At 61.9% G+C, this 25,898-nt stretch carries 24 protein-coding genes and 4 tRNA genes; 3 read left to right on the top strand and 25 right to left on the bottom strand.

All coding sequences use genetic code 11. The features are described 5' to 3' along the window. The first annotated feature begins 65 nt into the window (after positions 1-65). Positions 66-914: a Tim44 domain-containing protein gene (locus GU3_RS15440; RefSeq protein ID WP_014293467.1), complete on the top strand. Its 849-nt coding sequence runs from the start codon at positions 66-68 to the stop codon at positions 912-914. Positions 915-1,293: 379 nt separating this feature from the next. Here GU3_RS15440 and GU3_RS15445 read toward each other — a convergent pair whose 3' ends face one another. The 12 genes from GU3_RS15445 to GU3_RS15500 all read right to left on the bottom strand — a co-directional run bounded on the left by GU3_RS15445 (position 1,294) and on the right by GU3_RS15500 (position 10,665). Further along, the gene (locus GU3_RS15445) at positions 1,294-2,424 is read right to left on the bottom strand and encodes a sodium ion-translocating decarboxylase subunit beta (RefSeq protein WP_014293468.1); all 1,131 of its coding nucleotides are present in this window, start codon (positions 2,422-2,424) and stop codon (positions 1,294-1,296) included. Positions 2,425-2,434: 10 nt separating this feature from the next. Beyond that, a complete protein-coding gene (gene oadA, locus GU3_RS15450) occupies positions 2,435-4,234 on the bottom strand; it encodes a sodium-extruding oxaloacetate decarboxylase subunit alpha (RefSeq protein WP_014293469.1) in 1,800 nt (599 codons plus the stop codon). A 50-nt stretch (positions 4,235-4,284) separates the two neighbouring features. Next, complete coding sequence (locus GU3_RS15455) at positions 4,285-4,533, bottom strand: OadG family protein (RefSeq protein WP_014293470.1); 249 nt, start codon at positions 4,531-4,533, stop codon at positions 4,285-4,287. A gap of 315 nt (positions 4,534-4,848) precedes the next feature. Next, a tRNA-Arg gene (locus GU3_RS15460) sits at positions 4,849-4,925 on the bottom strand. 23 nt (positions 4,926-4,948) lie between these two features. Beyond that, positions 4,949-5,025 (bottom strand) — tRNA-Arg (locus GU3_RS15465). A gap of 24 nt (positions 5,026-5,049) precedes the next feature. Then, a tRNA-Arg gene (locus tag GU3_RS15470) sits at positions 5,050-5,126 on the bottom strand. 10 nt (positions 5,127-5,136) lie between these two features. Further along, a tRNA-Ser gene (locus tag GU3_RS15475) sits at positions 5,137-5,229 on the bottom strand. Positions 5,230-5,369: 140 nt separating this feature from the next. Continuing rightward, complete coding sequence (gene csrA, locus GU3_RS15480; RefSeq protein WP_014293471.1) at positions 5,370-5,561, bottom strand: carbon storage regulator CsrA; 192 nt, start codon at positions 5,559-5,561, stop codon at positions 5,370-5,372. A 205-nt stretch (positions 5,562-5,766) separates the two neighbouring features. Beyond that, on the bottom strand, positions 5,767-8,394 hold the full coding sequence (gene alaS / locus GU3_RS15485; RefSeq protein WP_014293472.1) for an alanine--tRNA ligase: 2,628 nt from the start codon (positions 8,392-8,394) through the stop codon (positions 5,767-5,769). A gap of 102 nt (positions 8,395-8,496) precedes the next feature. Next, positions 8,497-8,961, bottom strand: a complete 465-nt coding sequence (locus GU3_RS15490; protein ID WP_014293473.1) for a regulatory protein RecX — start codon at positions 8,959-8,961, stop codon at positions 8,497-8,499. A 63-nt stretch (positions 8,962-9,024) separates the two neighbouring features. Then, on the bottom strand, positions 9,025-10,095 hold the full coding sequence (gene recA / locus GU3_RS15495; RefSeq protein WP_014293474.1) for a recombinase RecA: 1,071 nt from the start codon (positions 10,093-10,095) through the stop codon (positions 9,025-9,027). A gap of 75 nt (positions 10,096-10,170) precedes the next feature. After that, the gene (locus GU3_RS15500) at positions 10,171-10,665 is read right to left on the bottom strand and encodes a CinA family protein (RefSeq protein ID WP_148265924.1); all 495 of its coding nucleotides are present in this window, start codon (positions 10,663-10,665) and stop codon (positions 10,171-10,173) included. Between the two features lie 113 nt (positions 10,666-10,778). On the opposite strand from GU3_RS15500, the gene mutS reads away from it, so the two are divergent. Continuing rightward, positions 10,779-13,358: a DNA mismatch repair protein MutS gene (mutS, locus tag GU3_RS15505; RefSeq protein ID WP_193372557.1), complete on the top strand. Its 2,580-nt coding sequence runs from the start codon at positions 10,779-10,781 to the stop codon at positions 13,356-13,358. Positions 13,359-13,460: 102 nt separating this feature from the next. Here mutS and rpoS read toward each other — a convergent pair whose 3' ends face one another. The 11 genes from rpoS to pyrG all read right to left on the bottom strand — a co-directional run bounded on the left by rpoS (position 13,461) and on the right by pyrG (position 23,136). Next, complete coding sequence (gene rpoS / locus GU3_RS15510; RefSeq protein WP_014293477.1) at positions 13,461-14,441, bottom strand: RNA polymerase sigma factor RpoS; 981 nt, start codon at positions 14,439-14,441, stop codon at positions 13,461-13,463. 42 nt (positions 14,442-14,483) lie between these two features. Then, positions 14,484-15,449 carry a LysM peptidoglycan-binding domain-containing protein gene (locus tag GU3_RS15515; protein ID WP_014293478.1) on the bottom strand — a complete coding sequence of 322 codons (966 nt, stop codon included), beginning with the start codon at positions 15,447-15,449 and terminating at the stop codon, positions 14,484-14,486. Then, positions 15,449-16,030 carry a YqaA family protein gene (locus GU3_RS15520; protein WP_014293479.1) on the bottom strand — a complete coding sequence of 194 codons (582 nt, stop codon included), beginning with the start codon at positions 16,028-16,030 and terminating at the stop codon, positions 15,449-15,451. Before GU3_RS15520 ends, GU3_RS15515 begins: the two co-directional genes overlap by 1 nt. Further along, positions 16,027-16,671 carry a protein-L-isoaspartate(D-aspartate) O-methyltransferase gene (locus GU3_RS15525; protein WP_050899380.1) on the bottom strand — a complete coding sequence of 215 codons (645 nt, stop codon included), beginning with the start codon at positions 16,669-16,671 and terminating at the stop codon, positions 16,027-16,029. The genes GU3_RS15520 and GU3_RS15525 overlap by 4 nt, the downstream gene beginning before the upstream one ends. Further along, the gene (gene surE / locus GU3_RS15530) at positions 16,661-17,407 is read right to left on the bottom strand and encodes a 5'/3'-nucleotidase SurE (RefSeq protein ID WP_014293481.1); all 747 of its coding nucleotides are present in this window, start codon (positions 17,405-17,407) and stop codon (positions 16,661-16,663) included. The genes GU3_RS15525 and surE overlap by 11 nt, the downstream gene beginning before the upstream one ends. Beyond that, a complete protein-coding gene (gene truD, locus GU3_RS15535) occupies positions 17,388-18,431 on the bottom strand; it encodes a tRNA pseudouridine(13) synthase TruD (RefSeq protein ID WP_014293482.1) in 1,044 nt (347 codons plus the stop codon). The genes surE and truD overlap by 20 nt, the downstream gene beginning before the upstream one ends. Then, entirely contained in the window at positions 18,428-18,904 is a 477-nt protein-coding gene (ispF, locus tag GU3_RS15540; RefSeq protein WP_041543340.1) for a 2-C-methyl-D-erythritol 2,4-cyclodiphosphate synthase, read from the bottom strand. The genes truD and ispF overlap by 4 nt, the downstream gene beginning before the upstream one ends. Continuing rightward, positions 18,901-19,593, bottom strand: coding sequence for a 2-C-methyl-D-erythritol 4-phosphate cytidylyltransferase (gene ispD / locus GU3_RS15545; RefSeq protein WP_014293484.1), 693 nt, complete (start codon positions 19,591-19,593; stop codon positions 18,901-18,903). Before ispD ends, ispF begins: the two co-directional genes overlap by 4 nt. Beyond that, positions 19,590-19,880 (bottom strand): cell division protein FtsB, encoded by a 291-nt coding sequence (ftsB, locus tag GU3_RS15550; RefSeq protein WP_014293485.1) that lies wholly within the window; start codon positions 19,878-19,880, stop codon positions 19,590-19,592. The genes ispD and ftsB overlap by 4 nt, the downstream gene beginning before the upstream one ends. A gap of 229 nt (positions 19,881-20,109) precedes the next feature. Further along, entirely contained in the window at positions 20,110-21,411 is a 1,302-nt protein-coding gene (eno, locus tag GU3_RS15555; protein ID WP_014293486.1) for a phosphopyruvate hydratase, read from the bottom strand. Between the two features lie 87 nt (positions 21,412-21,498). Next, entirely contained in the window at positions 21,499-23,136 is a 1,638-nt protein-coding gene (pyrG, locus tag GU3_RS15560) for a glutamine hydrolyzing CTP synthase (protein WP_014293487.1), read from the bottom strand. Between the two features lie 289 nt (positions 23,137-23,425). Here pyrG and tenA point away from each other — a divergent pair, with 289 nt between their 5' ends. Beyond that, the gene (gene tenA, locus GU3_RS15565; protein WP_014293488.1) at positions 23,426-24,094 is read left to right on the top strand and encodes a thiaminase II; all 669 of its coding nucleotides are present in this window, start codon (positions 23,426-23,428) and stop codon (positions 24,092-24,094) included. Positions 24,095-24,173: 79 nt separating this feature from the next. Here the strand turns inward: tenA and GU3_RS15570 are convergent, their stop codons facing one another. Both GU3_RS15570 and GU3_RS15575 read right to left on the bottom strand, forming a co-directional pair. Beyond that, positions 24,174-25,103 carry an electron transfer flavoprotein subunit alpha/FixB family protein gene (locus tag GU3_RS15570; protein ID WP_014293489.1) on the bottom strand — a complete coding sequence of 310 codons (930 nt, stop codon included), beginning with the start codon at positions 25,101-25,103 and terminating at the stop codon, positions 24,174-24,176. Next, the gene (locus tag GU3_RS15575) at positions 25,100-25,852 is read right to left on the bottom strand and encodes an electron transfer flavoprotein subunit beta/FixA family protein (RefSeq protein ID WP_014293490.1); all 753 of its coding nucleotides are present in this window, start codon (positions 25,850-25,852) and stop codon (positions 25,100-25,102) included. The genes GU3_RS15570 and GU3_RS15575 overlap by 4 nt, the downstream gene beginning before the upstream one ends. Positions 25,853-25,898: the final 46 nt, after the last annotated feature.

Consider the following 25,898-nt stretch of genomic DNA (forward strand, 5'->3'; position numbering starts at 1 on the left):
ACGGCAGTTGACATAACATGTCGCTGCTTTAGGATGTTGCCAGTCCGTTAATCAAGGAAATCACCATGCGCAAACTGCTTGCCCTGTTTACCCTGATCTTTGCCGTGGGCCTGACCGCCACCGCCTTTGATGCCGAAGCCCGCAAAATGGGCGGCGGCAGCCGCTCTGTCGGCAAGTCTTACAAGACGGCGCCGGCGCAGCCGACCCAGCAAAACATCAACCGCAACAACACCACCCAGACTCAGCCCCAGTCCAAGAAATCCGGTCTGATGGGCGGCCTTCTGGGCGGCCTGCTGGCCGGCGGCCTGTTCGCCGCCCTGCTCGGCTCCGGCGCCTTTGAAGGCTTCCAGTTTATGGACTTTCTGCTGATTGCCGGCCTGGCCTTTGGCGCCGTCATGCTGTTCCGCGCCCTGCGCCGAAGCAAGGCACCGGCGGCCCAGCCCGCCTACAGCGGCCCTCAGCGGTTTGAAGCGCCGCCCCAGGCGCCGGCCGCAACCGGTGCCACCGGCGGCTTTGGCCAAACCGAGGTGCCCTTTAACCTGCCCCCGGGGTTTGACCTGCAGGCGTTTTTGCAGGGCTCCCGCGAGCACTACCGCACCCTGCAGAAAGCCTGGAACCAGAACAACCTGGAAAAAATGCGCGAATATCTCTCCCCCGAGCTGTTTGCGGAATTGAGCCGCGAGCGCGCCGCCCTGAGCGGTGACCAGCACACCGAAGTGATGTTCGTCGATGCCGAACTGGTGCGTGCCGACCATACCTCCTACCAGGCCCAGGTAAGTCTGAAGTTCAGCGGCCGCTACCGCGACAGCGCGGAAAACGTGGAGCAGGACATCAGCGAAATCTGGCACCTGGAGCGGGATCTGACCCAACCCAACGCCCCCTGGCTGATTGTGGGTCTGGAAGATCTGGCCTGATCGTTTTTATTCTCTGTATCAAAGGGCTGCCATGGGCAGCCCTTTTTGTTGCTGCGAAGCGGCAACCCGAGCCATCAAGCGCCTCGCGGCGCCAAGGCATGCTGGCAGCCTGCGCTCCATCTGTTCCGTACACCATGCTCTGGATTCCTGCGAGAGAAGGCTCCCTGAATACGTCACCCCCGCGCAGGCGCAGATCCATGCGCATCTGCAGACACTGCGTGACCGTCAAGATTCTGCACCCTGTTCTGGATTCCTGCCTTCGCGGGAAGGGCGGTACTAGAAGCTGATTCGTGGAAGTTTCTGGTCCCAAGGCCCCATTCCCAATCCCAAAACAAAAAAGGCGCCCGCAGGCGCCTTTGAGTAAGGGTTAATAAGGGTGTCAGCCCACCAGGGCCAGCAGCACACCGGCGGCCACCGCCGAGCCGAGCACACCGGCCACATTGGGCCCCATGGCGTGCATCAGCAGGAAGTTCTGATGGTTGGCCTCCAGCCCCACCTTGTTCACCACCCGGGCGGCCATGGGCACCGCCGACACGCCGGCGGCGCCGATCAGCGGGTTGATCTTGCCGCCCGACAGCCGACTCATCAGCTTGGCCATCAGCACACCGGCGGCGGTACCGATGGAGAAGGCCACCGCGCCCAGGCCGAGAATGCCCAGGGTGTCCAGGGTCAGGAACTTGTCGGCCGACAGCTTGGAGCCCACCGCCAGCCCCAGAAAGATGGTGACCACGTTGATCAGCTCGTTCTGGGCAGTTTTCGACAACCGGTCCACCACCCCCGACTCCTTCATCAGGTTACCCAGGCAGAACATGCCTACCAGCGGCACCGCCGACGGCAGGAACAGCAGGGTCAGGGTGAGGATCATCAGCGGAAAGATCACCTTTTCCCGGCGGCTGACATGCCGCAGCTGATCCATCTTGATGGCCCGCTCTTCCGGGGTGGTCAGCAGCTTCATGATGGGCGGCTGAATGATCGGCACCAGCGCCATGTAGGAATAGGCCGCCACCGCAATGGCCCCCAGCAGATCCGGCGCCAGGCGCGAGGCCAGGAAAATGGCGGTGGGACCGTCGGCACCGCCGATAATGGCGATGGCCGAGGCGTCCGCCAGGGTGAAGTCAAACCCGGGCAGCGCATTGAGGGCAATGGCGCCAAACAGGGTGGCGAAAATACCAAACTGGGCCGCCGCCCCCAAGAGCAGGGTCTTGGGGTTGGCGATCAGCGCCCCGAAGTCGGTCATGGCCCCTACCCCCATGAAGATCAGCAAGGGGAAGACGCCGCTGCCGATACCCACTTCATAGACGTAGTAGAGCAGGCCGCCGGGCTCGGCCATGCCCGCATTGGGAATATTGGCCAGCACGCCGCCAAAGCCGATGGGCAGCAGCAGCAGGGGCTCAAAGCCCCGGGCAATGGCCAGATACAGCAGCAACAGGCCCACCGCTATCATCACCAGCTGCTTCCAGTGGAAGTTGGCGATGCCGGTTTCCTGCCACAGGGTCAACAAGGATTCCATCTCGCTCTCCTCAGCCCAGGCTGACCAGGGTATCGCCCACGGACACGGCGTCGCCTTCCTTCACCAGCACGTCCACAATCTGGCCGTCCCGGGCGGCGCGCACCTCGGTTTCCATCTTCATGGCTTCCATGATCAGCAGTACCTCGCCGGCGGCCACCGACGCGCCCTTTTTGGCCAGGATCTTGAAGATGTTGCCCGCCAGTGGCGCCGCGACCGGCTCACCGCTGCCGGCGGGGGCCACGGCCGGGGCCGGGGCGGGTGTCGCGGCAGCGGCGCCGGTTTCACGCACGGCACTGATGCTGCCCGCCGGGCCCACTTCCACTTCAAACACCTGGCCATCCACCTTGACCGCATAGGTCTCGGGGGCGCCTGCAGGGGCGCCGGCAGGAGCAGAAGCGGCCGGAGCGGCAGGCACCGGCTCGCTGCCCGGGGCCGGCTCAAAGGCGTCCGGATTGTCCCGGTTACGCAGGAATTTGAGGCCGATCTGCGGGAACAGGGCGTAGGTGAGCACATCGTCCACTTCAGCGCTGGCCACCCGCAGTTGTTCTTCCTTCGCCAGGGCCTGGAACTCACTGGTGAGGCGCTCCAGCTCGTCGGAGAGCAGATCCGCCGGGCGGCAGCTGATGGGCTCGGCACCGTTCAGCACCCGCGCCTGCAGCTCGGCATTGAGCGGCGCCGGCGCGGCACCATACTCGCCCTTGAGAATACCGGCGGTCTCCTTGGTGATGGTCTTGTACCGCTCGCCGGTGAGCACGTTGATCACCGCCTGGGTACCCACAATCTGGGAGGTCGGGGTCACCAGCGGAATAAAGCCCAGATCTTCCCGCACCCGGGGGATCTCTTCCAGCACCTCGTCCATGCGATCGGCGGCGCCCTGCTCTTTCAGCTGGCTTTCCATGTTGGTGAGCATGCCACCGGGCACCTGAGCCAGCAGAATGCGGGAGTCGACGCCCTTGAGGCTACCTTCAAATTTGGCGTACTTCTTGCGCACCTCACGGAAATAGGCGGCGATCTCTTCCAGCTTGGTCAGATCCAGGCCGGTATCGCGTTCGCTGCCCTGCACCATGGCCACCAGGGTTTCGGTGGGAGAATGGCCGTAGGTCATGCTCATGGAGGAAATGGCGGTGTCGAGGATATCGATGCCGGCATCGATGGCCTTCATGTGGGTCGGCAGGCTGAGGCCGGTGGTGGCATGACAATGCAGCGCCAATGGCAGCGACACTTCGGCCTTGATGCGCTTGATCAGGGTCTCCGCCTCATAGGGCTTGAGCAGGCCCGACATGTCCTTGATACAGATAGAGTGACAGCCCAGATCCTGCAGCCGCTTGGCCATGTCGACCCAGGTCTCCAGGGTATGCACCTTGGAGGTGGTGTAGGAGATGGTGCCCTGGGCATGCCCCTCCATTTCCACCGTGGCCTTGATGGCACTTTGCAGGTTGCGCACGTCGTTCATGGCATCGAAGATGCGGAACACGTCCATACCGTTGGCCCGGGCCCGCTCCACGAACTTGAATACCAGATCATCGGCGTAATGGCGGTAGCCCAGCAGGTTCTGGCCGCGCAGCAGCATTTGCTGGCGAGTGTTGGGCATGGCTTTTTTCAGGGCGCGCAGCCGCTCCCAGGGATCTTCGCCCAGGTAGCGAATGCAGGCGTCAAAGGTGGCGCCGCCCCAGGTTTCCAGTGACCAGTAGCCGATGGCATCGAGCTTTTCGGCAATGGGCAGCATGTCTTCCAGACGCAGGCGGGTGGCCAGCAGGGATTGGTGCGCGTCACGCAGCACCACGTCGGTAATGGCGAGGGGTTGAGTCATGGTTAAAGGCTCCATTCAAGTTCCGTTTTGGTGTTTCCGTAAGATGCCGCTCAGTGCTTGTGATTTTTTTTGTATTGATTGATGGCGGCGGCAATGGCGGCCAGCTTTTGCGGGCCAAGTTGGTGGTCACTGGGCAGCGGGGCCGCCGGAGCGGCTGCGGGCACCGGAGCGGCTTCGCCCGCAAAGCGGGCCAGCAGGGTGACGGCCACGATGGCCAGCGACAGAAAGGCAAACACGAAGGCCATGCCCAGCCCCATCAGGCTGGCCGCCTCCAACAGTTGCGCAGAAAGGTTGTTCATTAGCATTGTCCTTGCCGTGATTGTCCAGGCTCGGGAGCATATCCAGCCCGACTCGGTAGTGACAACGCCGCATTATCAAAAATGTTGTAATGATCCTAAAAAAAATTGCATTTCGATGACTGGATCACGCTATGAGCGTATGAAAAAACTGCAATGTTTTGATTGATAACATAAAAGCATGAAAGACGTATACAAAGGATGAAAGCTGGTAACACAAGGAAAGGAAGGAACGGAGTCGCGGGCCGGATTGCGAACATGGCAGGATGAGAAGAACGGAAAAGCAAAAAGCCGGCACAAGGCCGGCTTTTCACTGTATGGCGCATCCGGGAGGATTCGAACCTCCGACCGCTCGGTTCGTAGCCGAGTACTCTATCCAGCTGAGCTACGGATGCATGTCTTTGCGTTGATATTCAGATGGCGCATCCGGGAGGATTCGAACCTCCGACCGCTCGGTTCGTAGCCGAGTACTCTATCCAGCTGAGCTACGGATGCTTTTCTGAAAAACGCTTTTAAAAATGGCGCATCCGGGAGGATTCGAACCTCCGACCGCTCGGTTCGTAGCCGAGTACTCTATCCAGCTGAGCTACGGATGCGCTGCAAAAATGGCGGTGAAGGAGGGATTCGAACCCTCGATGCGGGTATAAGCCGCATACTCCCTTAGCAGGGGAGCGCCTTCAGCCTCTCGGCCACCTCACCGTGTTTGCGGGGCGTATATTACCGTCGGGCCAAAATAAGTCAAACACTTTTCCCACCGGTTTTTTTCGTTCGAACAGACTTTAAGCAGTTGGCAGCAAAAGCCGGCAATGTGAATAAAAAACGCCCCAAAAACCCGCCAATTAAAACTGGCTGTCGTCGCCGGTTCCCTTTTCCGCCTGTATCCGCATGTAAATTTCTTCACGATGCACGGACACTTCTTTCGGTGCATTTACACCGATGCGCACCTGGTTACCCTTGACGCCCAGCACGGTCACGGTTACTTCGTCACCGATCATCAGGGTCTCCCCTACTCGACGAGTCAAAATCAGCATATGGCTGCTCCTGTATTGGCAATGTATTAGTGAAAAATGTTGTTCATTATCCGATAAAGACGACGAAAAACCCAGCCTTCCTGTGGCATGAAATGGGGGGAACCCGTGTCAAAATCAAGAGGCCTGTCGATGACAGGCCTCTTTTTACTGTTTCGGCGTATGGCTGCCGATCCAAATTATAGACGGCCTGGTCCGGCCCGCCGGGTTACAGACGTTCGCTAAGCCAGGATGTGACCGAGTCCAACGCCGCCGGCAGCGCCGCCGGCTCGCTGCCGCCGGCCTGGGCCATGTCGGGGCGACCGCCCCCCTTGCCACCCACCTGCTGGGCGACCATGTTGACCAGTTCACCGGCCTTGACCTTGCCGGTGAGATCCTTGGTGACACCGGCAATCAGGCTGACCTTATCGCCGCTGACGGTGCCCAGCACCACCACGCCGGACTGCAGCTTGGACTTGAGATCGTCCAGGGTGCCGCGCAGGGATTTGGCATCCACCCCTTCCAGGTTGGCCACCAGCACCTTGTTGCCGTTGATGTCACGCACCTGCTCCAGCAGAGAAGCGCTGGCCTGGGCCGCCAGCTTGCCCTTGAGCTGCTCGACTTCCTTCTCCAGCTGGCGACTGCGCTCCAGCATCTGACGCACCTTGGCCGACACCGAGAAGGTATCGCCCTTGACCAGGCTGGCGGCCTGGTCAATTTCGTGGTCGAGCTGGTGCAGGTAGGCCAGGGCCGCCTCGCCGGTCACCGCCTCGATACGGCGCACGCCGGCGGCGATGCCGCTTTCGGACAGGATCTTAAACAGGCCGATATCCCCGGTGCGGCTGACGTGGGTACCGCCACACAGCTCGGTGGACACCTCGCCCATGGCCACCACCCGGACTTCGTTTTCATCGTACTTTTCACCAAACAGGGCGGTGGCACCGGCCCGTTTGGCGCCTTCCAGATCCATCAGCTCGGTGGACACCGGCAGGTTGGCACGAATGTCCCGGTTGACCATGTCTTCCACTTCCCGCAGTTCCTGTGCGCTCATGGCTTCCAGGTGGGAGAAGTCAAAACGCAGCCGCTCCGGTTCGACCAGCGAGCCTTTCTGAGTGACGTGATCCCCCAGCAGCTTGCGCAGGCTGGCATGCAGCAGGTGGGTCACCGAGTGGTTGAGGGCGGTGGCCTGGCGACGGGCACCGTCGACCGCGGCAGCCACTTCCTCGCCCACTTCCAGGGTGCCCAGCTCCAGGTAGCCCAGGTGCAGAATGCCGCTGCCGGCCTTTTGGGTGTCTTTCACCACGAACAGGCCGTCATCCATGCGGATCACGCCGGCATCCCCCACCTGGCCGCCGGACTCGGCATAGAAGGGCGTGGTGTCGAGCACCACGGCGCCCTCTTCACCGGCGATCAGCGCCGGTACCGGTTCGCCATTTTTGAACAGGCCGGTCACCTTGCCGGGCTGCGCCAGATGCTCGTAGCCGGTAAAGGCGGTTTCGCCGTCCACCTTGATGACCTTGGAGTAATCCACGCCGAAGTTGGAGGCTTCCTTGGCCCGTTCCCGCTGCTGCTGCATCAGGGTTTCAAAGCCGGCCTCGTCGATGCTGATATCCCGATCCCGCAGCACGTCGGCGGTCAGATCCGCCGGGAAGCCGTAGGTATCGTAAAGCTTGAACACCACCTCGCCGGGCAGTACCTTGCCCTCGCCCAACTCATTGATGGCGTCTTCCAGCAGTTGCAGCCCCCGGTCCAGGGTGCGGGCAAACTGCTCTTCTTCCAGCCGCAGCACCTTCTCGATGATCGGCCGCTGGGTGTTCAGCTCAGGGTAGGCCTCGCCCATCTGCTCGCACAGGGCTCCCACCAGGGTATGGAAGAAACTCTTGTCGGCGCCCAGCTTGCGGCCATGGCGCACGGCCCGGCGAATAATACGACGCAGTACATAGCCCCGGCCCTCATTGGACGGCATGACGCCATCGGCAATCAGGAAGGAACAGGAACGAATGTGATCGGCGATCACCCGCAGGGATTTGTTGTCGAGATCCGTGGTGCCCACTGCCTCGGCGGCGGCCTTGATCAGCGCCTGAAACAGGTCGATTTCGTAGTTGGAGTGCACCCCCTGCAAAATGGTGGCGATGCGCTCCAGGCCCATGCCGGTGTCCACCGAGGGCTTGGGCAGTGGCTCCATGGTGCCGTCGGCGTGACGGTTGAACTGCATGAACACCAGGTTCCAGATTTCAATGTAGCGGTCACCGTCTTCTTCCGGGCTGCCGGGAGGACCGCCCCAGATGTGTTCGCCGTGATCGTAGAAGATCTCGGTACAGGGGCCGCAGGGGCCGGTGTCACCCATGGTCCAGAAGTTGTCGGACGCATACTGGGCGCCCTTGTTGTCGCCGATGCGCACGATGCGATCCACCGGTACGCCGATTTCCTGGGACCAGATGCCAAAGGCCTCGTCATCGGTCTCATACACGGTGACCCACAGCTTGTCTTTGGGCAGCTTGACCACTTCGGTCAGGAATTCCCAGGCGAAGCGAATGGCATCCTGCTTGAAATAGTCACCAAAGCTGAAGTTGCCCAGCATCTCAAAGAAGGTGTGGTGACGGGCGGTGTAACCCACGTTTTCCAGGTCGTTGTGCTTGCCGCCGGCACGCACGCAACGCTGGGAGCTGACGGCCCGGTTGTAGGCCCGCTGCTCCAGGCCCAGGAACAGATCCTTGAACTGGTTCATGCCGGCATTGGTGAACAGCAGGGTCGGGTCGTTGTGAGGCACCAGCGAGCTGGACGCCACCACCTGGTGTCCCTGCTGGCGGAAATACTCGAGAAACGCGTTGCGTAACTCAGACGTGGTCATTCGCATGGAAAATCCTGTTGATTGCTTGGTAGGCGGTTACTCCCATAATTTAAAAGGAATGGGGAGCAATGTAAAACGCGCCATCAGGGCGATGGCCGTGGAAAGGCGCTATTCGTCACCGCTTTCCAGGGCGTAACGGATATGAGCCGGGCCAAAGCCCCTCGCCTGCAGGTAACGCATGCGCCGGGCCCGCTCCTTGAAATCGGTGATGGGCGCGTCGCCAAAGCGACCGCGGTGGCACTCCCGAGCCAGCTCGAACCAGTCGGGGTCTTGCTCTTCCAGGGCTGTGGCTATCTCGTCCGGGCGCACCCCCTTGCGCTGCAGCTCGGCGCGAATGCGCAGGGGGCCATGCTTTTTATACAGATGCTGTCGCACCTGAGTATGGGCAAAGCGCGCGTCCTGCAGCCATTGCTGCTGCTCCAGCCGATCCAGGGTGCGTGTGATTTCCTCTTCCCCAAACTGGCGCTGGCGCAGCTTTTGCTCCAGCTCCCGCCGGCTGTGATCCCGGCGCGACAGCAGCCGCAGGGCGCAGTCCCACACCGGCTGATCCGGATTTGCTGACTCAAACAACATGGGGATGCCTCAAAAAACGGTCTACCTCAAAACACAAAGGCCGGGCATTGCCCGGCCTGTTCATCAGAATTCGTTGTTGCCATCCGGGCCGTCCAGCTCGGTGACCGCCTCGCCCTTGACGTCGCCTTCATCCTTGGTCGCCCCCGGCGCCAGCAGCAGCATCTGACGCAGTTGCTGTTCAATTTCGTCGGAGATGTTCTTGTGCTCCAGCAGGTATTTGATGGAGTTGGCCTTGCCCTGGCCAATCTTGTCGCCCTTGTAGCTGTACCAGGCACCGGCCTTTTCGATAAGCTTGTGCTTCACGCCCAGCTCAATCAGCTCGCCTTCCTTGGAAATGCCCGCGCCATACATGATCTGGAACTCAGCCTGCTTGAACGGCGGCGCTACCTTGTTCTTCACCACCTTGACCCGGGTTTCGTTACCCACCACCTCATCGCCTTCCTTGATGGAGCCGATACGGCGAATGTCGAGGCGCACGGAGGCGTAGAACTTGAGGGCATTACCGCCGGTGGTGGTTTCCGGGCTGCCGAACATGACGCCGATCTTCATGCGGATCTGGTTGATGAAGATACACAGGCAGTTGGCACTCTTGATGTTGGCGGTCAGCTTGCGCAGCGCCTGGGACATCAGGCGGGCCTGCAGGCCAACATGGGAATCCCCCATTTCACCTTCAATTTCGGCACGGGGCGTCAGCGCCGCCACCGAGTCGACGATAATCACGTCTACCGCGCCGGAACGCACCAGCATGTCGCAGATTTCCAGCGCCTGCTCACCGGTATCGGGCTGGGATACCAGCAGATCGTCCACGTTCACGCCCAGCTTGCCGGCGTAGACCGGATCCAGCGCGTGTTCGGCATCGACAAAGGCACACACCTTGCCGGCGCGTTGCGCCTCGGCGATCACCTGCAGGGTCAGGGTGGTTTTACCGGAGGACTCGGGGCCGTAGATTTCTACGATACGGCCGGTAGGTAGGCCACCAATGCCCAGCGCAATGTCCAGAGACAGGGAGCCGGTGGAAATGGCTTCAACATTCAAAGCCTTGTTGTCGCCCAAACGCATGATGGAGCCCTTGCCAAACTGTTTTTCAATCTGGCCCAGGGCGGCGGCCAAGGCTTTTTCTTTGTTCTGATCCATAAAGTGCTCCGCTGAAAATTGGCTGGTGCGTAATACGAGAAACTGAAGTTGAGTATACTGTTTATTCGTACAGTATCAAGTTGGGTTTTCATCGAGCAGGTCAAGGCAGGCCTGCAGCGCCTGCACAACGGTCTGCCGGCGCACTCCGGCCCGGTCGCCGTCAAGGCGCAGCAGCCGGCAGACCAGCCGGTCGGTCTTCGCCAGATAGCAGGCCAGCCAGACGGTGCCCACGGGTTTGTCCGGGCTGCCGCCACCGGGGCCGGCCACGCCGGTGACCGCCACGCCGAGGGCGCAGCCGGATGCGGTGCAGGCGCCACGCACCATGGCCTCGGCCACTTCCCGGCTGACCGCACCGTATTGCTCGATAAGGGCCTCGTCCACCCCCAGCATCTGGTGCTTGGCGGCATTGGAGTAGGTCACAAAGCCCCGGTCAAACCAGGCCGAGCTGCCGGCGATGTCGGTGATGGCGGCGGCAATGCCGCCCCCGGTGCAGGACTCGGCAGTGGTCATCATGATGCCCTCGGCCTGCAGCGCTTCGCCCAGTTGCCGCGCCAGTGTAATGGTGTCCATCGCCTGCCCCATGTGCTCGTTTCAATATGCTGGTATTATGCCGGGCTCGGCCCCAGGGTGCCAACACCATTGCTTACCACCTCGTAAAGACAACGACAAAAGGCATTGATTTCATTATGAATCAGGAAAATTCCCCGCACACGCCCATGATGCAGCAATACCTGGCCCTGAAGGCCCAGCATCCGGACATTCTGCTGTTCTACCGCATGGGGGATTTTTACGAGCTGTTTTACGACGATGCCAAGAAGGCGTCACGGTTGCTGGACATTTCCCTGACCAAGCGCGGCAAGTCGGCGGGCACCGCCATTCCCATGGCCGGGGTGCCTTACCACGCGGCGGAAAACTACCTGGCGCGGCTGGTGCAAATGGGGGAGTCGGTGGCCATTTGCGAGCAAATTGGCGATCCGGCCACCAGCAAGGGGCCGGTGGAGCGTCAGGTGGTGCGCATCGTGACCCCCGGTACCCTGTCCGATGAAGCCCTGCTCAATGAACGCCAGGACAATTGCCTGGCGGCGGTGTACCACGATGGCGAACGCTTCGGTTACGGCATTCTCGATGTCAGTACCGGCCGCTTTGTGATCAACCAGTTCGACAAGGAAGAAACCCTCACCGCCGAGCTGCAGCGCACCCAGCCCGCCGAGCTGTTGTACCCGGAAGGCTTTGAGTGGTTTGGTCTTATCGAGCAGCGCAAGGGTCTGCGCCGCCGGCCCGAGTGGGAGTTTGATCTCGGCACCGCCCGTCACCTGCTGTGCCAGCAGTTCGGCACTCGGGATCTAGTGGGCTTTGGCGTTGAGCAGTCCACCACCGCCCTGTGCGCCGCCGGCTGCCTGCTGCAGTATGTGAAAGACACTCAGCGCACCGCCCTGCCCCATATCAACAGCGTGCGGCTGGAGCGGCGTCAGGACATGGTGATCATGGACGCCGCCACCCGCCGCAATCTGGAGCTGACCCTGAACCTCTCGGGCACGGTGGAAAACACCCTGGCCGAGGTACTCGACCGCACTGCAACCCCCATGGGCAGCCGCTTGCTCAAGCGCTGGATCCATCAGCCCATCTGCAACCGCAATGAACTGGCCCAGCGCCAGGACATGATCGCCGCGCTGATGGCAGACGGCAGCCATGACGCGCTGCATCCGCTGCTGCGCCAGGTGGGCGATCTGGAGCGGGTGCTGGCACGGCTGGCGCTGCGTTCGGCCCGGCCCCGGGATCTGAGCCGGCTGCGCGCCGCCCTGCAGGCCCAGCCGGACATTCAGACGGTGCTGGCCGAGGCCGAGGCTGACTGCCTGGCACCACTGGCCCAACAGATCAGCACCTTTCCCGAGCTGGCGGAGCTGCTGGAAGTGGCGGTAGTGGATACACCGCCGGTGGTGATCCGCGACGGCGGCGTGATACGGGATGGCTACAATGCCGAGCTGGATGAATTGCGCGAGCTGGCCGCCGGTGCCCACCGCTACCTGGAAGAACTCGAAGCCCGGGAGCGGGTCGCCACCGGCATCAGCACCCTGAAAGTGGCCTACAACAAGGTGCACGGCTTTTATATCGATGTCAGCCGGGCCAACGCCCACCTGGTGCCGCCGCACTATGTGCGCCGCCAGACCCTGAAAAACAATGAGCGCTACATCATTCCCGAACTGAAGGAATACGAAGACAAGGTACTCAATGCCCAGAGCAAGGGGCTGGCACTGGAAAAACGCCTGTATGAAGCGCTGCTCGACCGGCTGCTAGAGCATCTTGCCCCCTTGCAGCAAAGCGCCGCGGCGCTGGCCAGCCTGGATGTGCTGGCCAACCTGGCAGAGCGGGCCGACAGCCTGAATTACTGCCGGCCCGAGCTGACCGACGACGAGGTGATCGACATCGAGGAAGGCCGTCACCCGGTGGTGGAGCAGGTGATGACGGATCCCTTTATCGCCAACCCGCTGGCGCTCTCCAATGAGCGTAAGATGCTGGTGATTACCGGCCCCAACATGGGCGGTAAATCCACCTATATGCGGCAAACGGCGCTGATCGTGCTGATGGCCTACATGGGCTCCTTTGTGCCCGCACAGCAGGCCCGCATCGGTCGAGTAGACCGCATCTTCACCCGCATCGGCGCCTCGGACGATCTGGCCTCGGGCCGCTCCACCTTTATGGTGGAAATGACCGAAACTGCCAATATTCTCAACAACGCCAGCCGTCACAGCCTGGTCTTGATGGACGAAATCGGCCGCGGCACCAGCACTTACGACGGCCTGGCCCTGGCCTGGGCCTGTGCCGATGCCCTGGCCAACCGGCTGCACGCCTATACCCTGTTCGCCACTCACTACTTTGAGCTGACCGGGCTGGCGGCACTGTGGCCGGCGGTGGCCAACGTACACCTGGACGCGGTAGAGCACGGCGACACCATCGCCTTCATGCACGCGGTGCAGGAAGGGGCCGCCAGCCGTTCCTACGGCCTGCAGGTGGCGGCCCTGGCGGGAGTACCAAAGCCGGTGCTGAGCCTGGCCCGGCAGAAGCTTACCGAATTGGAAAGCGGCCGGGGGGCCCCGGCCGCGGAGCCGGCTCTCACCGAGCCTCAAGGGTCACTGCCGCTGTTTGAGGAGCCACTGGATGATCCGGCGTTGGCGTTACTGGATGAACTGGATCCGGACGAGATGACGCCACGGCAGGCGCTGGAGCAGCTGTACCGGCTGAAGCAAGCCAGAAAAGACAGCTGAAAGCTGGAAACTGGAAGTAACCCCCTCCCTCCCTCCCCTTATCAAGGGGGGGGAGTTAAAGCAATGTACTCCTGCTTGTTTAAGAGGGAGGGGTTATTAGCGTTACTCGCTGTGGAACAGGGTATCGATATTAAGGCCCTGCTGGGTGAGGATTTCCTTCAGCCGGCGCAGGGCTTCCACCTGGATCTGGCGCACCCGCTCCCGGGTCAGGCCGATTTCCCGGCCCACGTCTTCCAGGGTGGAAGCCTCATAACCCAGCAGCCCAAAACGCCGCGCCAGCACTTCCCGCTGCTTGGGGTTCAGCTCTTCCAACCAGCGCACCAGGCTCAGGTGCATGTCGTCGTCCTGGGTCTCGGCTTCCGGATCCTTGTCGTTTTCATCGGCCAGCACATCGAGCAGCGCCTTGTCGCCGTCACCGCCGATGGGGGTATCGACAGAGCTGATTTTTTCGTTCAGCTTGAGCATCCGCGACACGTCTTCCACCGGCTTGTCGAGCGCGTCGGCAATCTCGTCGGCCGTGGGCTCGTGGTCCAGCCGATGGGCCAGCTCCCGGGCGGTGCGCAGGTAGACATTGAGCTCCTTGACCACATGAATAGGCAGACGAATGGTACGGGTCTGGTTCATGATGGCCCGCTCTATGGTCTGGCGAATCCACCAGGTTGCATAGGTGGAGAAGCGGAAGCCCCGCTCGGGATCGAATTTCTCCACGGCGCGGATCAGGCCCAGGTTGCCTTCTTCGATAAGATCCAGCAGAGCCAGGCCCCGGTTGTTGTAACGGCGGGATATTTTAACCACCAGCCGCAGGTTGGACTCGATCATCCGTTTGCGGGCGGCAAGGTCGCCCCGCAGGGCGCGACGGGCGTAATGGACTTCTTCTTCGGCAGTCAGCAGTGGAGAAAAACCGATTTCCCCCAGATACAACTGGGTCACATCCAGGCTGCGCTGGCTGGGCGCACTGAGCACTTCCTCTTCCTGAGCGTCCAGCTCGGCGTCCTGAATCTCCTGTTCGGCGGGCTCAACCTCCGTGTTATTGATGGTGTTCGTTTCTGCGTCGTCGTGGATGTTATGTTTTTTCTGGCTCATGGCAGTTCTCCCTCAATCCGGGTACTACCTGTTTCCCGGTCACTATCGCTTGGGCAGATATTTTCTCGGATCAACCGACTTGCCCTGATGCCGGATTTCGAAATGCAACCGGACATCATCAGCATCGCTGCTTCCCATATCCGCTATGTGCTGCCCGCCCTGCACCGTGTCCTGCTCCTTGACCCGCAGTACCTCGTTATGGGCATAGGCCGACAAGTAATCATCGTTGTGCTTGATGATGATCAGATTGCCGTAACCACGTAGCGCATTCCCTGCATAAACTACCTTGCCTGCTGCGGCGGACTGAACGGCCTGCCCCCTGCTGCCACCAATGTCGATGCCCTTGTTGCCGGTTTCCGACAGTGAAAAGCCCGAAATCACCGGCCCCTTGACGGGCCATTGCCACACAATGGCAGCATTGACGGCAGTGCTTTTTTGTACTCCGGATCCAGCGTATGCCTTTCCCTTGGCCGGTGCAAGAGGCTTGGATGATTTTGCAGCAACCGCAGTGGAAGGCCGGGAGGGAACCGATAATGGCGGGGCCTTTTGCGTGTGTTCGGGGCCGCTAACCCCATGCAGCGCCAGCGGCTGCCCCACGTAAATGCGGTAGGGCGGGCGCAGGCCGTTGAGGCTGGCGAGATCCGCCACCGAATGGTTGGTTCGCCGGGCAATGCCGCTCAGGGTATCGCCCCGGCGCACCCGATACAGCAGCTGTTTGCGGCCGGGCACATCCAGCCGCAGCGTCTGACCGGGATAGATGCGGTAAGGCGGACGCAGGCCGTTGTGGCGGGCCAGAGTGGCCACGTCGGTGCCGGCTTGCCAGGCAATGGAATAGAGGGTATCTCCCCGGACCACCACATACTGGCGGCCATGGGCCTGAATCTGCCCCTGGGCATGCACGCCGGCCCCTCTTACCGGGGCCGGCCGGGGCGCGGAGCAGGCCGACAGCAGCAACACCAGCGCAAGGCCGATGCTCACCGCGTTGCCAATCCCGCGCCCGCGCGTCATCAGTTTCTCAGCAACAGGTAGGCCAGTACCGCCGCCGCCACGCACAGCCAGCCCAGCAGATCGATGTAGCGAATGAGCTTGCGCTCCATTTTCACGCCACCCCATACCATCAGCCCGGACACCAGGAAGAAGCGCAGGCCGCGGCCAACCAGGGAAATCAGCAAAAACGGCATAAACGCCATCTGCAGCAGGCCGGCAGTCACGGTAAACACCTTGTAGGGAACGGGCGTAAAACTGGCAATAAAGATCACCCACACGCCCCATTCATCAAACCACTGGCGGGCCACTTCTATCTTGCCCTGATAGCCCATGGCGGTAATAAAGGGCTCCACCAGCGGCTCCCACATGGCATAGCCCAGCAGGTAGCCAAAGGCCGCCCCCAGTACCGAAAACACCGTCGCCAGGGTGGCATAATTCCAGGCCCGCTCGGGCTTGGCCAGGGCCATGGGTGCCAGCATCACATCCACCGGCACCGGCCAGAAAATGGACTCAACAAAACTGTTCATGGACAGATAAACCGGTGCGTGACGGTGGACCGCCCACATCATGACCAGCCGGTACATACGGGAAAACAACTTCACTCAAGATCACCCTGAATCAAAGGAACAAACCGCACCGCCTCAAGCTCGGTGCGCATAAACTCATCTCCCTGGCGCCGGTACAGCCACAGGGTCTGGTGCATTCCCCCCACCGGAATCACCATACGGCCGCCATCCATCAGCTGCTCCAGCAGCGCCGTGGGCGTGGAGCTGGCCGCTGCCGTAACCAGAATGGCATCAAAGGGGGCCTTGCTGGCCCAGCCCTGCCAGCCGTCGCCGTGCTTGGTCGACACATTGTGCAGATCCAGCCGTTGCAGCCGGCGCCGGGCCTGGTACTGCAGGCGCTTGATACGCTCTATGGTGTACACCTGCTCCACCAGCTGGGCCAGCACCGCGGTCTGAAACCCGGAGCCGGTGCCCACCTCCAGCACCCGGCGCGGGGCCGGCCCCTGCAACAGGACTTCGGTCATGCGCGCCACTATATAGGGCTGGGAAATGGTCTGGCCAAAACCAATAGGCAGGGCCCGGTTGTCCCAGGCCTGGTGAGCCATGGCCTCATCCACAAATTCGTGCCGCGGCAAACCGGTAATGGCCCGCAGTACCCGCTCGTTACCAATGCCCTGCTGCTTCAGCAGGCGATAAAGCTGCTCTCCCGCTAACGTGCGCACATCCTTACTCCACATCCTTAATCCAGCGGGACAGGGCCGCCATCTGATCGTATGCCGTCAGATCGATGGTCAGCGGGGTAATGGACACAAAGCCCCGCTCCACCGCGTCAAAGTCGGTGCCTTCCCCCGCATCCTGAATGGCGCCGGGAGGACCTATCCAGTAAATGGGACGACCACGGGGATCATATTCCTTGAGCACCGCCTCGGAACGATGGCGATTGCCCAGGCGGGTCACTTTGATACCCTGAATTTCCGCCAGGGGCAAGTCGGGCACGTTCACGTTCAGGATCTGGTTGGAGTACAGCGGCGCCCGCAGTAACCCCTGCACCAGCATGCAGGCAAAGTGGGCGGCGGTCTCGAAATGACGCTCGCCGCACAGGGATACGGCCAGGGCCGGCAACCCCAGGTGCCGGCCTTCGGTGGCCGCCGCCACCGTGCCGGAGTAGAGCACGTCATCGCCCAGATTGGCGCCGTGGTTAATGCCCGCCACCACCAGATCCGGATCCGGATCCAGCAGGTGGTTTACCGCCCAGTGCACGCAGTCGGTGGGGGTGCCCTTGACCGAATAAAAGCCGCTGGCATCCATTTTGTCGGCGCGCAGCGGCACCTCCAGCGTCAAGGAATGACTGGCACCGCTGCGATTGCGATCCGGCGCCACCGTCACCACCTCGGCAAATTCCGACAGGGCGCGGCTCAGGGTGCGAATACCGAGGGCGTTCACGCCGTCGTCGTTACTCACCAGTATTTTCATGGCTCTCCGTTTCCTTGATGACTTCCCGCACCAGGCTGGTGGCATAGCTGCCCGCCGGCAGCCAGAACGACAGCCTGAGACGGTCTGCTTCCCGCTGCCAGTTCAGCTGTTCCGGTTTCAGCAGCAGGGCGCGGCGCTCCTGCTTCAGGCCGTTGGCCTCCAGCCCCTGCTGCAGTTCCTGCATATTGGCCAGCGCCGCCTGCTCAAGCTCGCCGGCCTCGTCCTCGGCCGGCAACCGGCCCCGGCCCCACAGCGGCGCGCTCAGGCGAATGTCGCCGGAAGCGAACCGTGCCCGCAGGGCGTCGTCGAGCGGGTTGTCGTCGTTCAGGGTGAAAAACGACTGGCTGCCCGCCAGCATCACGCAGTCGCCCGCCAGCAATTGCTCGCCAAGGCCTGCCGCCAGCCGGTGGCTCACCGCCAGGTTGAACAGATAACTGCGGGCCGCAGACAAGTACATCGACCGCTTGTTGCGATCCTTGATGCGCTTGCCGCCAAACATGGCCCTGGCCTGGTCGATATTGCCGCCGTTATGGCCAAAACGCTGCTCGCCGAAATAGTTGGGCACGCCCCGATCACGAATGGCCGCCAGCCGGGCATCGAGACAGCCCTCACCTTGCAAGCCGGTCAGGGTCAACTCAAAGTGGTTGCCCTTGAGGGCGCCGGTTTTCAGCTTTTTGTGGTGACGGGCAATGGCCAGGATCTGCACATCGTCGTTTTCCAGGGACGAGAAGTCGGGCATCTCCTTGCCCGGCAGGTGCACCCCGAACCACTGTTCGGTAACCGCGTGCCGGTCCTTGAGCCCGGCCCAGGTCACATCGCGCTGGGCCACCCCGGCCAGCCGGGCCAGGTCCCGGGCCACCCACTGGGTGTTCTGGCCGCGCTTGCGAATGTGCAGAAAAATATGCTCGCCGTCGCCGCTGGGGACAAAGCCCAGATCCTCGCGCACCACAAAATGTTCGGGCTCGGCCTTGAGCCGGCCGCTGAGGCTGGGCTCGCCGTGCAGATAATGCCAGTTGTTGTTCATGCTTTTACCAGTAACACCACGGCTTCTGCCGCTATGCCCTCTTTGCGGCCGACAAAGCCGAGTTTTTCGGTGGTGGTCGCCTTGACGTTGACCTGAGACAGGTTGGCCTGCAGATCCTCGGCGATATTGGCCGCCATGGCATCGACAAAGGGCGCCAGCCTGGGGGCCTGGGCCATGACGGTGACATCGGCGTTGCCCAGTACGTACCCCGCCGCTTTCACTTTCGCAAAGACATCGCGCAGCAAAATACGGCTGTCGATGCCGGCAAAGGCAGCATCGGTATCCGGAAAGTGACGGCCGATGTCGCCGGCGCCGATGGCGCCCAGCAGGGCATCGCAGAGGGCATGCAGCACCACGTCGCCGTCGGAATGCGCCAGCAAGCCCTGCTCGTACGGCACCGCCACCCCGGCCAGAATGCAGGGACCCTGGCCACCAAATTTATGCACGTCAAACCCGTGCCCGATTCGCATCATTCGTTGTTCTCTTTCAGCTGCTGCAGAAAAAAGCCGGCCAGTGCCAAGTCTTCCGGCCGAGTGATCTTGATATTGTCGGCCCGGCCTTCCACCAGCAGGGGGTGAACGCCGGCCAGCTCCATGGCCGAAGCCTCGTCGGTCACCGCCAGGCCGTTAGCCAGCGCATCCGCCAGCGCCCGGCGCAACTCCTCGGTAACAAAACACTGGGGGGTAAGCGCGTGCCAGAGCTCGTCCCGGGGCACACTTTCGGCAATGGCCCCCCGGCCGTTGCCCCGCTTCATGGTGTCTCGCACCCGACAGGCCAGAATGGCGCCCTGCGGCTGTTGGGCGGCGGCCAGCAGGGCATCGAGATCGCCGTAAGCCAGACAGGGCCGGGCGGCATCGTGCACCAGCACCCGCTCGCTGGTCACCACGGCCAGCGCATTGAGCACCGAGTCGGCCCGCTCCCGGCCGCCGTCAACCCGCAGCACCCGGGGGTCCTCGGCCAGCGGCAGCGAGGCAAACCACTGATCTTCGGGGCTGACCGCCACCACCACCCGCTCGATGGCATCGTGGGCCAGCAACCGCGCCAGGCTGTGCTCCAGCACGGTTTTGCCGGCGAGCTTCAGGTATTGCTTGGGGACAGTGCTGCCCATGCGTTTGCCCACCCCGGCGGCGGGCACCACGGCGGTCATACCGGTACGGCTCATTGTCTGAGTCCGTCATCGGCGGGGATCACCCGATAGAAGGTTTCCCCGGGCTTGATCATGCCCAGATCGTTGCGCGCCAACTCTTCCACCGCCGCCAGTCCCTGATTGAGATCCCTGATTTCCCGGTACAGCAGGGCGTTGCGCTCCACCAGCCGCTGGTTATCGGTCAGCTGGCGGGCGACATTGGCGGCCGTTTCATGGTATTCGGCCAGGCCGTTTTTACCCCACCACAGGTGGTATTGCAGGGTGGCCAGCAAGGCGAGCAGTATCAACGTCAGGGTGCGCATTTATCCTCCGGAACAAGGCGGCTAGTTTCCCATATTCGCCGGCCGAACAAAAGAAACCCCGCACGAGGCGGGGTTTCAGGAAGGCATGCGGGGAGGACAAAGGGACTGCGCCGCCGAGACGCTTCAAGCCCATCCCTGGGACGCTCGGCAAATGCCATCCATGGCATTTGACGGTCGGCTCTGCAGCACCCTTTGCTCTCCGTTTTCGACTTCTCAGCCAAAAGCTGGCTTAGGCCTGGCCTTTCACTTCGGACAGACCGTGGAACGGGGCCTTGGCGCCCAGCTCTTCCTCGATGCGGATCAGCTGGTTGTACTTGGCGATACGGTCGGAGCGGCTCATGGAGCCGGTCTTGATCTGACCGGCGCAGGTGCCCACGGCCAGATCGGCGATGGTGGCGTCTTCGGTCTCGCCGGAGCGGTGGGAGATCACCGCGGTGTAGCCGGCGTCCTTGGCCATCTTGATGGCGTTCAGGGTTTCGGTCAGGGAGCCAATCTGGTTGAACTTGATCAGAATGGAGTTGGCGATACCCTTGTCGATGCCTTCCTTCAGGATCTTGGTATTGGTCACGAACAGATCGTCACCCACCAGCTGCACCTTGTCGCCCAGGATCTGGGTCTGGTAGGCGAAACCGTCCCAGTCAGACTCGTCCTGACCGTCTTCAATGGACACGATCGGGTACTGCTGGCACAGCTCGGCCAGGTAGTCGGAGAACTGCTCGGAGGTGAACACCTTGCCTTCACCCTTCAGGTTGTAGTTGCCTTTTTCCTTGTCGAAGAACTCGGAAGCGGCGCAGTCCAGGGCCAGGGTCACGTCCTTGCCCAGGGTGTAGCCGGCCTGCTCCACGGCTTCCTTGATGGCGGCCAGGGCGGCGGCGTTGGACTCCAGGTTGGGCGCGAAACCACCCTCGTCACCCACGGCGGTGGACAGGCCCTTGGCCTTAAGTACCTTGGCCAGGTTGTGGAATACCTCGGCGCCGATGCGCAGGGCTTCCTTGATGTTCTTGGCGCCCACCGGCTGGATCATGAATTCCTGAATGTCGACGTTGTTGTCGGCGTGCTCACCGCCGTTGATGATGTTCATCATCGGCAGCGGCATGGAAAACTGGCCGGGGGTGCCGTTCAGCTCGGCAATCCAGGCGTACAGGGGCTGGCCCTTGGCGGCGGCGGCGGCCTTGGCGTTGGCCAGAGACACGGCCAGAATGGCGTTGGCGCCCAGGCTGGCCTTGTTGTCGGTGCCGTCCAGATCGATCATGATCTGGTCAATGTCGGCCTGCTGAGTCGCGTCCTTGCCCACCAGAGCGGCGGCGATGCGATCGTTGATGTTGGCCACGGCGGTCTGTACGCCCTTGCCCAGAAAACGGGACTTGTCGCCGTCACGCAGTTCCAGTGCCTCGCGGGAGCCGGTGGAGGCACCGGAGGGCGCCGCTGCACGGCCCATGAAACCACCTTCCAGGTAGACGTCGGCTTCCACGGTGGGGTTGCCACGGGAGTCGATGATCTCACGACCGATCACTTTAACGATCTTAGCCATTCTCTGTTTCCTCTTGAGTTAAACGCAAAACCTAACTAAAGCGCTAAAAAGTACGGCCAACCCCAAGGGGTCAGCCGCTGGTAAGGATTACTCCAGCTCTCCCTGCTGGTACTGGCCGGCCGCCTTGACGAAACCGGCGAACAGGCCGTGGCCATCGCGGGGGGTGGAGGTGAATTCGGGGTGGAACTGGGCCGCCACGAACCAGGGGTGATCCGGGTTTTCGATGATTTCCACCAGCTTCTTGTCGGCGGAAAGTCCGGTCACCTTCAGGCCCGCCGCCTCGATTTGCGGCAGTAGGCGGTTGTTCACTTCATAGCGGTGACGGTGACGCTCATAGATGGTGTCGGAGCCGTACAGGGCGTGTACCTTGGAGCCCGGCGCCAGATGACAGAGCTGAGCGCCCAGACGCATGGTACCGCCCAGATCGGACTCTTCGTCGCGCACTTCGACGTTGCCTTCCTCGTCCACCCACTCGGTGATCAACCCCACCACCGGATAAGGGCTCTTGGGATCAAACTCGGTGGAGTGGGCGCCTTCCAGGCCGGCCACGTTGCGGGCGTATTCGATCAATGCCACCTGCATGCCAAGGCAGATGCCGAGATAAGGCACCCGGTTTTCCCGGGCGTAGCGGGCCGCCATGATCTTGCCTTCCACGCCGCGCTCGCCAAAGCCGCCGGGCACCAGGATGGCATCCAGGCCTTCCAGCAGGGACACGCCCTTGCTCTCCAGATCCTGGGAGTCGATGTATTTGATGTTGACGGTGAGCCGGCTCTTCAGGCCGCCGTGCTTGAGCGCCTCGTTCACCGACTTGTAGGCGTCGGGCAGCTCAACGTATTTGCCCACCATGCCGATGGTCACTTCGCCCACCGGGTTGGCTTCTTCATAGATAACCTGTTCCCACTCGGACAGATCCGCGGCCGGACAGGTCAGGCCAAAGCGCTTGACCACCAGCTCGTCCAGGCCCTGAGACTTGAGCAGCGCCGGAATCTTGTAGATGGAATCCACGTCCTTCAGCGAAATGACCGCCTTTTCAGACACGTTGCAGAACAGGGCAATCTTGCCGCGCTCGTTGGCCGGGATCACCCGGTCGGAGCGGCAGATCAGAATGTCGGGCTGAATGCCGATGGACAACAGTTCCTTCACCGAATGCTGGGTCGGCTTGGTTTTCACCTCGCCGGCGGCGGCCATGTAGGGCACCAGGGTCAGGTGCATAAACAGGGTGTTTTCCCGGCCCACTTCCACCGCCAGCTGGCGAATGGCTTCCAGGAACGGCAGCGACTCGATGTCGCCCACGGTGCCGCCGATTTCCACAATAGCCACCTGGTGGCCTTCGGCACCGGCGATCACCCTGTCCTTGATGGCATTGGTGATGTGCGGAATCACCTGAATGGTGGCGCCCAGATAGTCGCCGCGTCGTTCCTTGCGCAGCACATCCGCGTAAACGCGGCCCGAGGTGAAGTTGTTGCGGCGGGTCATCTTGGTACGGATGAACCGCTCGTAATGGCCCAGGTCCAGATCGGTTTCAGCGCCGTCGTCGGTCACGAAGACTTCACCGTGCTGGGTGGGGCTCATGGTGCCCGGATCCACGTTGATGTAGGGATCCAGCTTCATGATGGTCACGTTAAGACCGCGGGCTTCGAGGATAGCGGCCAATGAGGCGGCTGCAATGCCTTTGCCCAGGGAGGAGACCACCCCGCCAGTAACAAAAATATATTTAGTCGTCATGCTGAACCTGAAAAAGCTTGGGAACGAATGAAATGTGGAATTCAAGACGGGGTCACATTATACGCAAGAAGCCCGATTACGACAATGAAACAATGGTCCATGCCCCTGCCTTGTGGCGACTTCCCTTTTCATATCCATGCTCCTGCCATGGCCGGAACTATAACTTCTATCGTAGTTTTATTACAACAAAATAACATTCCGGCTTGCCATTGGCGGGCAAGCGGTCAGAATGGTCCCCGGCCGCCGGCTTGCTGCCGGCCTTTGCTGACCTTTTCGATAAGGATATGGAATGAGCTTTACTTTCAATGATTTGAAAAACAGTTGTGCGCACAACTGGCGCGCCTATCGGGAGCACGATTTTGTCCGCCGGCTGGGTGAAAGCACCCTGGCGCCCGAGGCCTTTCGTCATTATCTGAAGCAGGATTACCTTTTTCTTATTCAGTTTGGCCGCGCCTTTGCCCTGGCCGCCTACAAGAGCCCGACCCTGGCAGACCTGCGCCACGCCAAGGCCGGGCTGGACGCCATTATCGATCTGGAGCTGGGGCTGCATATCGACTACTGCAGCCGGTGGGGCATCAGCGAGCAGGAGCTGAGTGAGCTGCCGGAAGCCCGCGCCACCCTGGCCTACACCCGCTATGTGCTGGACACCGGCAACCGCGGCGATCTGCTGGACTTGCATGTGGCGCTGGCGCCCTGTCTGGTAGGCTACGCCGAGATCGCCCGCTGGCTGGTGGAGCAGCCCGCTACGGTGCGCGGCGAGGCCAACCCCTATGAGGCCTGGATCGCCATGTATGAAAGCGCCGAATTCCAGGCCGCCGCCCAGGCGGAAATCGCCTGGCTCAACGAGCGTTTGGCCGAGGTGCCGCCGTCGCGCTTTAATCAGCTGTGCCGCATCTTTGACGATGCCACCCGGCTGGAAATCGACTTCTGGGAGATGGGGTTAGAGCAAAGAATGTAACTCTGATGTGAGGGGGGAGGAGAAAAGCGTGAGGAGACCAAGCCCCCTCCCACCTCACTCTTTACCCCTCACATACGTCTCACAACATGTTCTCCAGCTCCGGTAATGCTGTAAACAAGTCCGCCACCAGGCCGTAGTCCGCCACCTGAAAGATGGGAGCGTCTTCGTCCTTGTTGATGGCCACGATGATTTTGGCGTCCTTGATGCCGGCAAGATGCTGAATGGCCCCTGAGATGCCCACGGCAATATACAGCTCCGGCGCCACTATCTTGCCGGTCTGTCCCACCTGCTGATCGTTGTCGGCCAGTCCCGCGTCCACCGCCGCCCGGCTGGCCCCCACCGCCGCGCCCAGTTTGTCGGCCAGCCGTTCCAGCAAGGCGAACTGCTCCTTGGAGCCCAGGCCGCGGCCACCGGATACCACCACTCGGGCCGAGGTCAGCTCGGGCCGCGCGCTGACCCTCAGCTCATCGCGCACAAACCGACTGGCGTTGTCCACCGCCACCGGGGTTATTCCCTCAACCGGCACCACCTCCTCCCCTTCGGCCACCGGCTCAAAGGCGGTGGCGCGAACGGTCAGCAGGGTCACCGGATCCAGCGACTGTACCCGGGCCAAGGCGTTGCCGGCATAAACGGGGCGTACAAAAATGTCTTCGCTTTCAATGGCCACCACGTCCGCCACCAGCCCCACCCCCAGCAGGGCCGCCACCCGGGGCAACATATCCTTGCCAAAGGTGGACGCCGGCGCCAGCACGTGGCGGTATTGGGTGGCCAGACGCGACACCAGGGCGGCACAGGGCTCGGCCAGCTGGTGTTCATAGAGGGCATCATCAGCCAGCAGCACCTTGCTCACGCCTGCCAGCCGGCTGCCCTGTTCGCTCACGGCAGTGCAGCCATGGCCCATCACCAGCAGGTGCACTTCGGCATTCAGCCGGCTGGCCGCCCCCAGCACTTTCGCCGTGTTGGCCGCAAGCAGCGCATTATCGTGTTCGGCTATCACCAGTATGCTCATGGGATCACCTTGGCGTCATGTTTGAGTTTGTTCACCAGCTCGGCCACGTCGGCCACCCGTACCCCGGCCTTGCGTGCCGGCGGCTCGCTCACCCCCAGCAGGCGCACATGCTGCTCAGGCGTCACGCCCAGTTCGTCGGGAGTCAGCGTGTTCAGCGGCTTTTGTCTGGCTTTCATGATATTGGGCAGTGAGGCAAAGCGCGGCTCGTTCAGCCGCAGATCCGTGGTGATCACCGCCGGGGGTACCACTGCCTGAGTGCGCAGGCCGCCGTCCACTTCCCGGGTCACCAGCAGTGTCTTATCCTCACGCTCGATGGCCGAGGCAAAGGTGGCCTGGGGCCAGCCATTGAGTGCCGCCAGCATCTGCCCGGCCTGATTATGATCGGTGTCGATGGACTGTTTGCCCATCAGCACCAGATCGGGCTTTTCACGCTCGCACAGCGCCGCCAGCAACCGGGCCACGGTCAGCGGCTCGGCCACCTCGGCGGTTTCAACCAATACCGCCCGGTCGGCGCCCAGGGCCAGGGCCGCGCGCAGTTGCTCTGCCGCCTCGGCCGGGCCAATGGACACGGCCACGATTTCCGACACCCAGCCCTTTTCCTTCATGCGTACCGCCTCTTCCACCGCAATCTCGCAAAAGGGGTTGGCCGCCATCTTGACGTTGTTCAGGTCCACGTCGCTGCCGTCACTGCGCACCCGGACCCGCACGTGATAGTCGATTACCCGCTTGACCGTCACCAGTACTTTCATGGCTGCTCCCGCAATTGAGTGACACGAGTTAATACTAGACGATTCC

Origin of the sequence: Oceanimonas sp. GK1 (assembly GCF_000243075.1) — a bacterium.
GTDB lineage: Bacteria > Pseudomonadota > Gammaproteobacteria > Enterobacterales > Aeromonadaceae > Oceanimonas.

Excerpts from the sequence above, each read along its gene's own strand:
- GU3_RS15440 (WP_014293467.1), top strand. The coding sequence starts at position 66 with ATGCGCAAACTGCTTGCCCTGTTTACCCTGATCTTTGCCGTGGGCCTG.
- GU3_RS15445 (WP_014293468.1), bottom strand. The coding sequence starts at position 2,424 with ATGGAATCCTTGTTGACCCTGTGGCAGGAAACCGGCATCGCCAACTTC.
- oadA (WP_014293469.1), bottom strand. The coding sequence starts at position 4,234 with ATGACTCAACCCCTCGCCATTACCGACGTGGTGCTGCGTGACGCGCAC.
- GU3_RS15455 (WP_014293470.1), bottom strand. The coding sequence starts at position 4,533 with ATGAACAACCTTTCTGCGCAACTGTTGGAGGCGGCCAGCCTGATGGGG.
- csrA (WP_014293471.1), bottom strand. The coding sequence starts at position 5,561 with ATGCTGATTTTGACTCGTCGAGTAGGGGAGACCCTGATGATCGGTGAC.
- alaS (WP_014293472.1), bottom strand. The coding sequence starts at position 8,394 with ATGCGAATGACCACGTCTGAGTTACGCAACGCGTTTCTCGAGTATTTC.
- GU3_RS15490 (WP_014293473.1), bottom strand. The coding sequence starts at position 8,961 with ATGTTGTTTGAGTCAGCAAATCCGGATCAGCCGGTGTGGGACTGCGCC.
- recA (WP_014293474.1), bottom strand. The coding sequence starts at position 10,095 with ATGGATCAGAACAAAGAAAAAGCCTTGGCCGCCGCCCTGGGCCAGATT.
- GU3_RS15500 (WP_148265924.1), bottom strand. The coding sequence starts at position 10,665 with ATGGACACCATTACACTGGCGCGGCAACTGGGCGAAGCGCTGCAGGCC.
- rpoS (WP_014293477.1), bottom strand. The coding sequence starts at position 14,441 with ATGAGCCAGAAAAAACATAACATCCACGACGACGCAGAAACGAACACC.
- GU3_RS15515 (WP_014293478.1), bottom strand. The coding sequence starts at position 15,449 with ATGACGCGCGGGCGCGGGATTGGCAACGCGGTGAGCATCGGCCTTGCG.
- GU3_RS15525 (WP_050899380.1), bottom strand. The coding sequence starts at position 16,671 with ATGTGGAGTAAGGATGTGCGCACGTTAGCGGGAGAGCAGCTTTATCGC.
- surE (WP_014293481.1), bottom strand. The coding sequence starts at position 17,407 with ATGAAAATACTGGTGAGTAACGACGACGGCGTGAACGCCCTCGGTATT.
- truD (WP_014293482.1), bottom strand. The coding sequence starts at position 18,431 with ATGAACAACAACTGGCATTATCTGCACGGCGAGCCCAGCCTCAGCGGC.
- ispF (WP_041543340.1), bottom strand. The coding sequence starts at position 18,904 with ATGATGCGAATCGGGCACGGGTTTGACGTGCATAAATTTGGTGGCCAG.
- ispD (WP_014293484.1), bottom strand. The coding sequence starts at position 19,593 with ATGAGCCGTACCGGTATGACCGCCGTGGTGCCCGCCGCCGGGGTGGGC.
- ftsB (WP_014293485.1), bottom strand. The coding sequence starts at position 19,880 with ATGCGCACCCTGACGTTGATACTGCTCGCCTTGCTGGCCACCCTGCAA.
- eno (WP_014293486.1), bottom strand. The coding sequence starts at position 21,411 with ATGGCTAAGATCGTTAAAGTGATCGGTCGTGAGATCATCGACTCCCGT.
- pyrG (WP_014293487.1), bottom strand. The coding sequence starts at position 23,136 with ATGACGACTAAATATATTTTTGTTACTGGCGGGGTGGTCTCCTCCCTG.
- tenA (WP_014293488.1), top strand. The coding sequence starts at position 23,426 with ATGAGCTTTACTTTCAATGATTTGAAAAACAGTTGTGCGCACAACTGG.
- GU3_RS15570 (WP_014293489.1), bottom strand. The coding sequence starts at position 25,103 with ATGAGCATACTGGTGATAGCCGAACACGATAATGCGCTGCTTGCGGCC.
- GU3_RS15575 (WP_014293490.1), bottom strand. The coding sequence starts at position 25,852 with ATGAAAGTACTGGTGACGGTCAAGCGGGTAATCGACTATCACGTGCGG.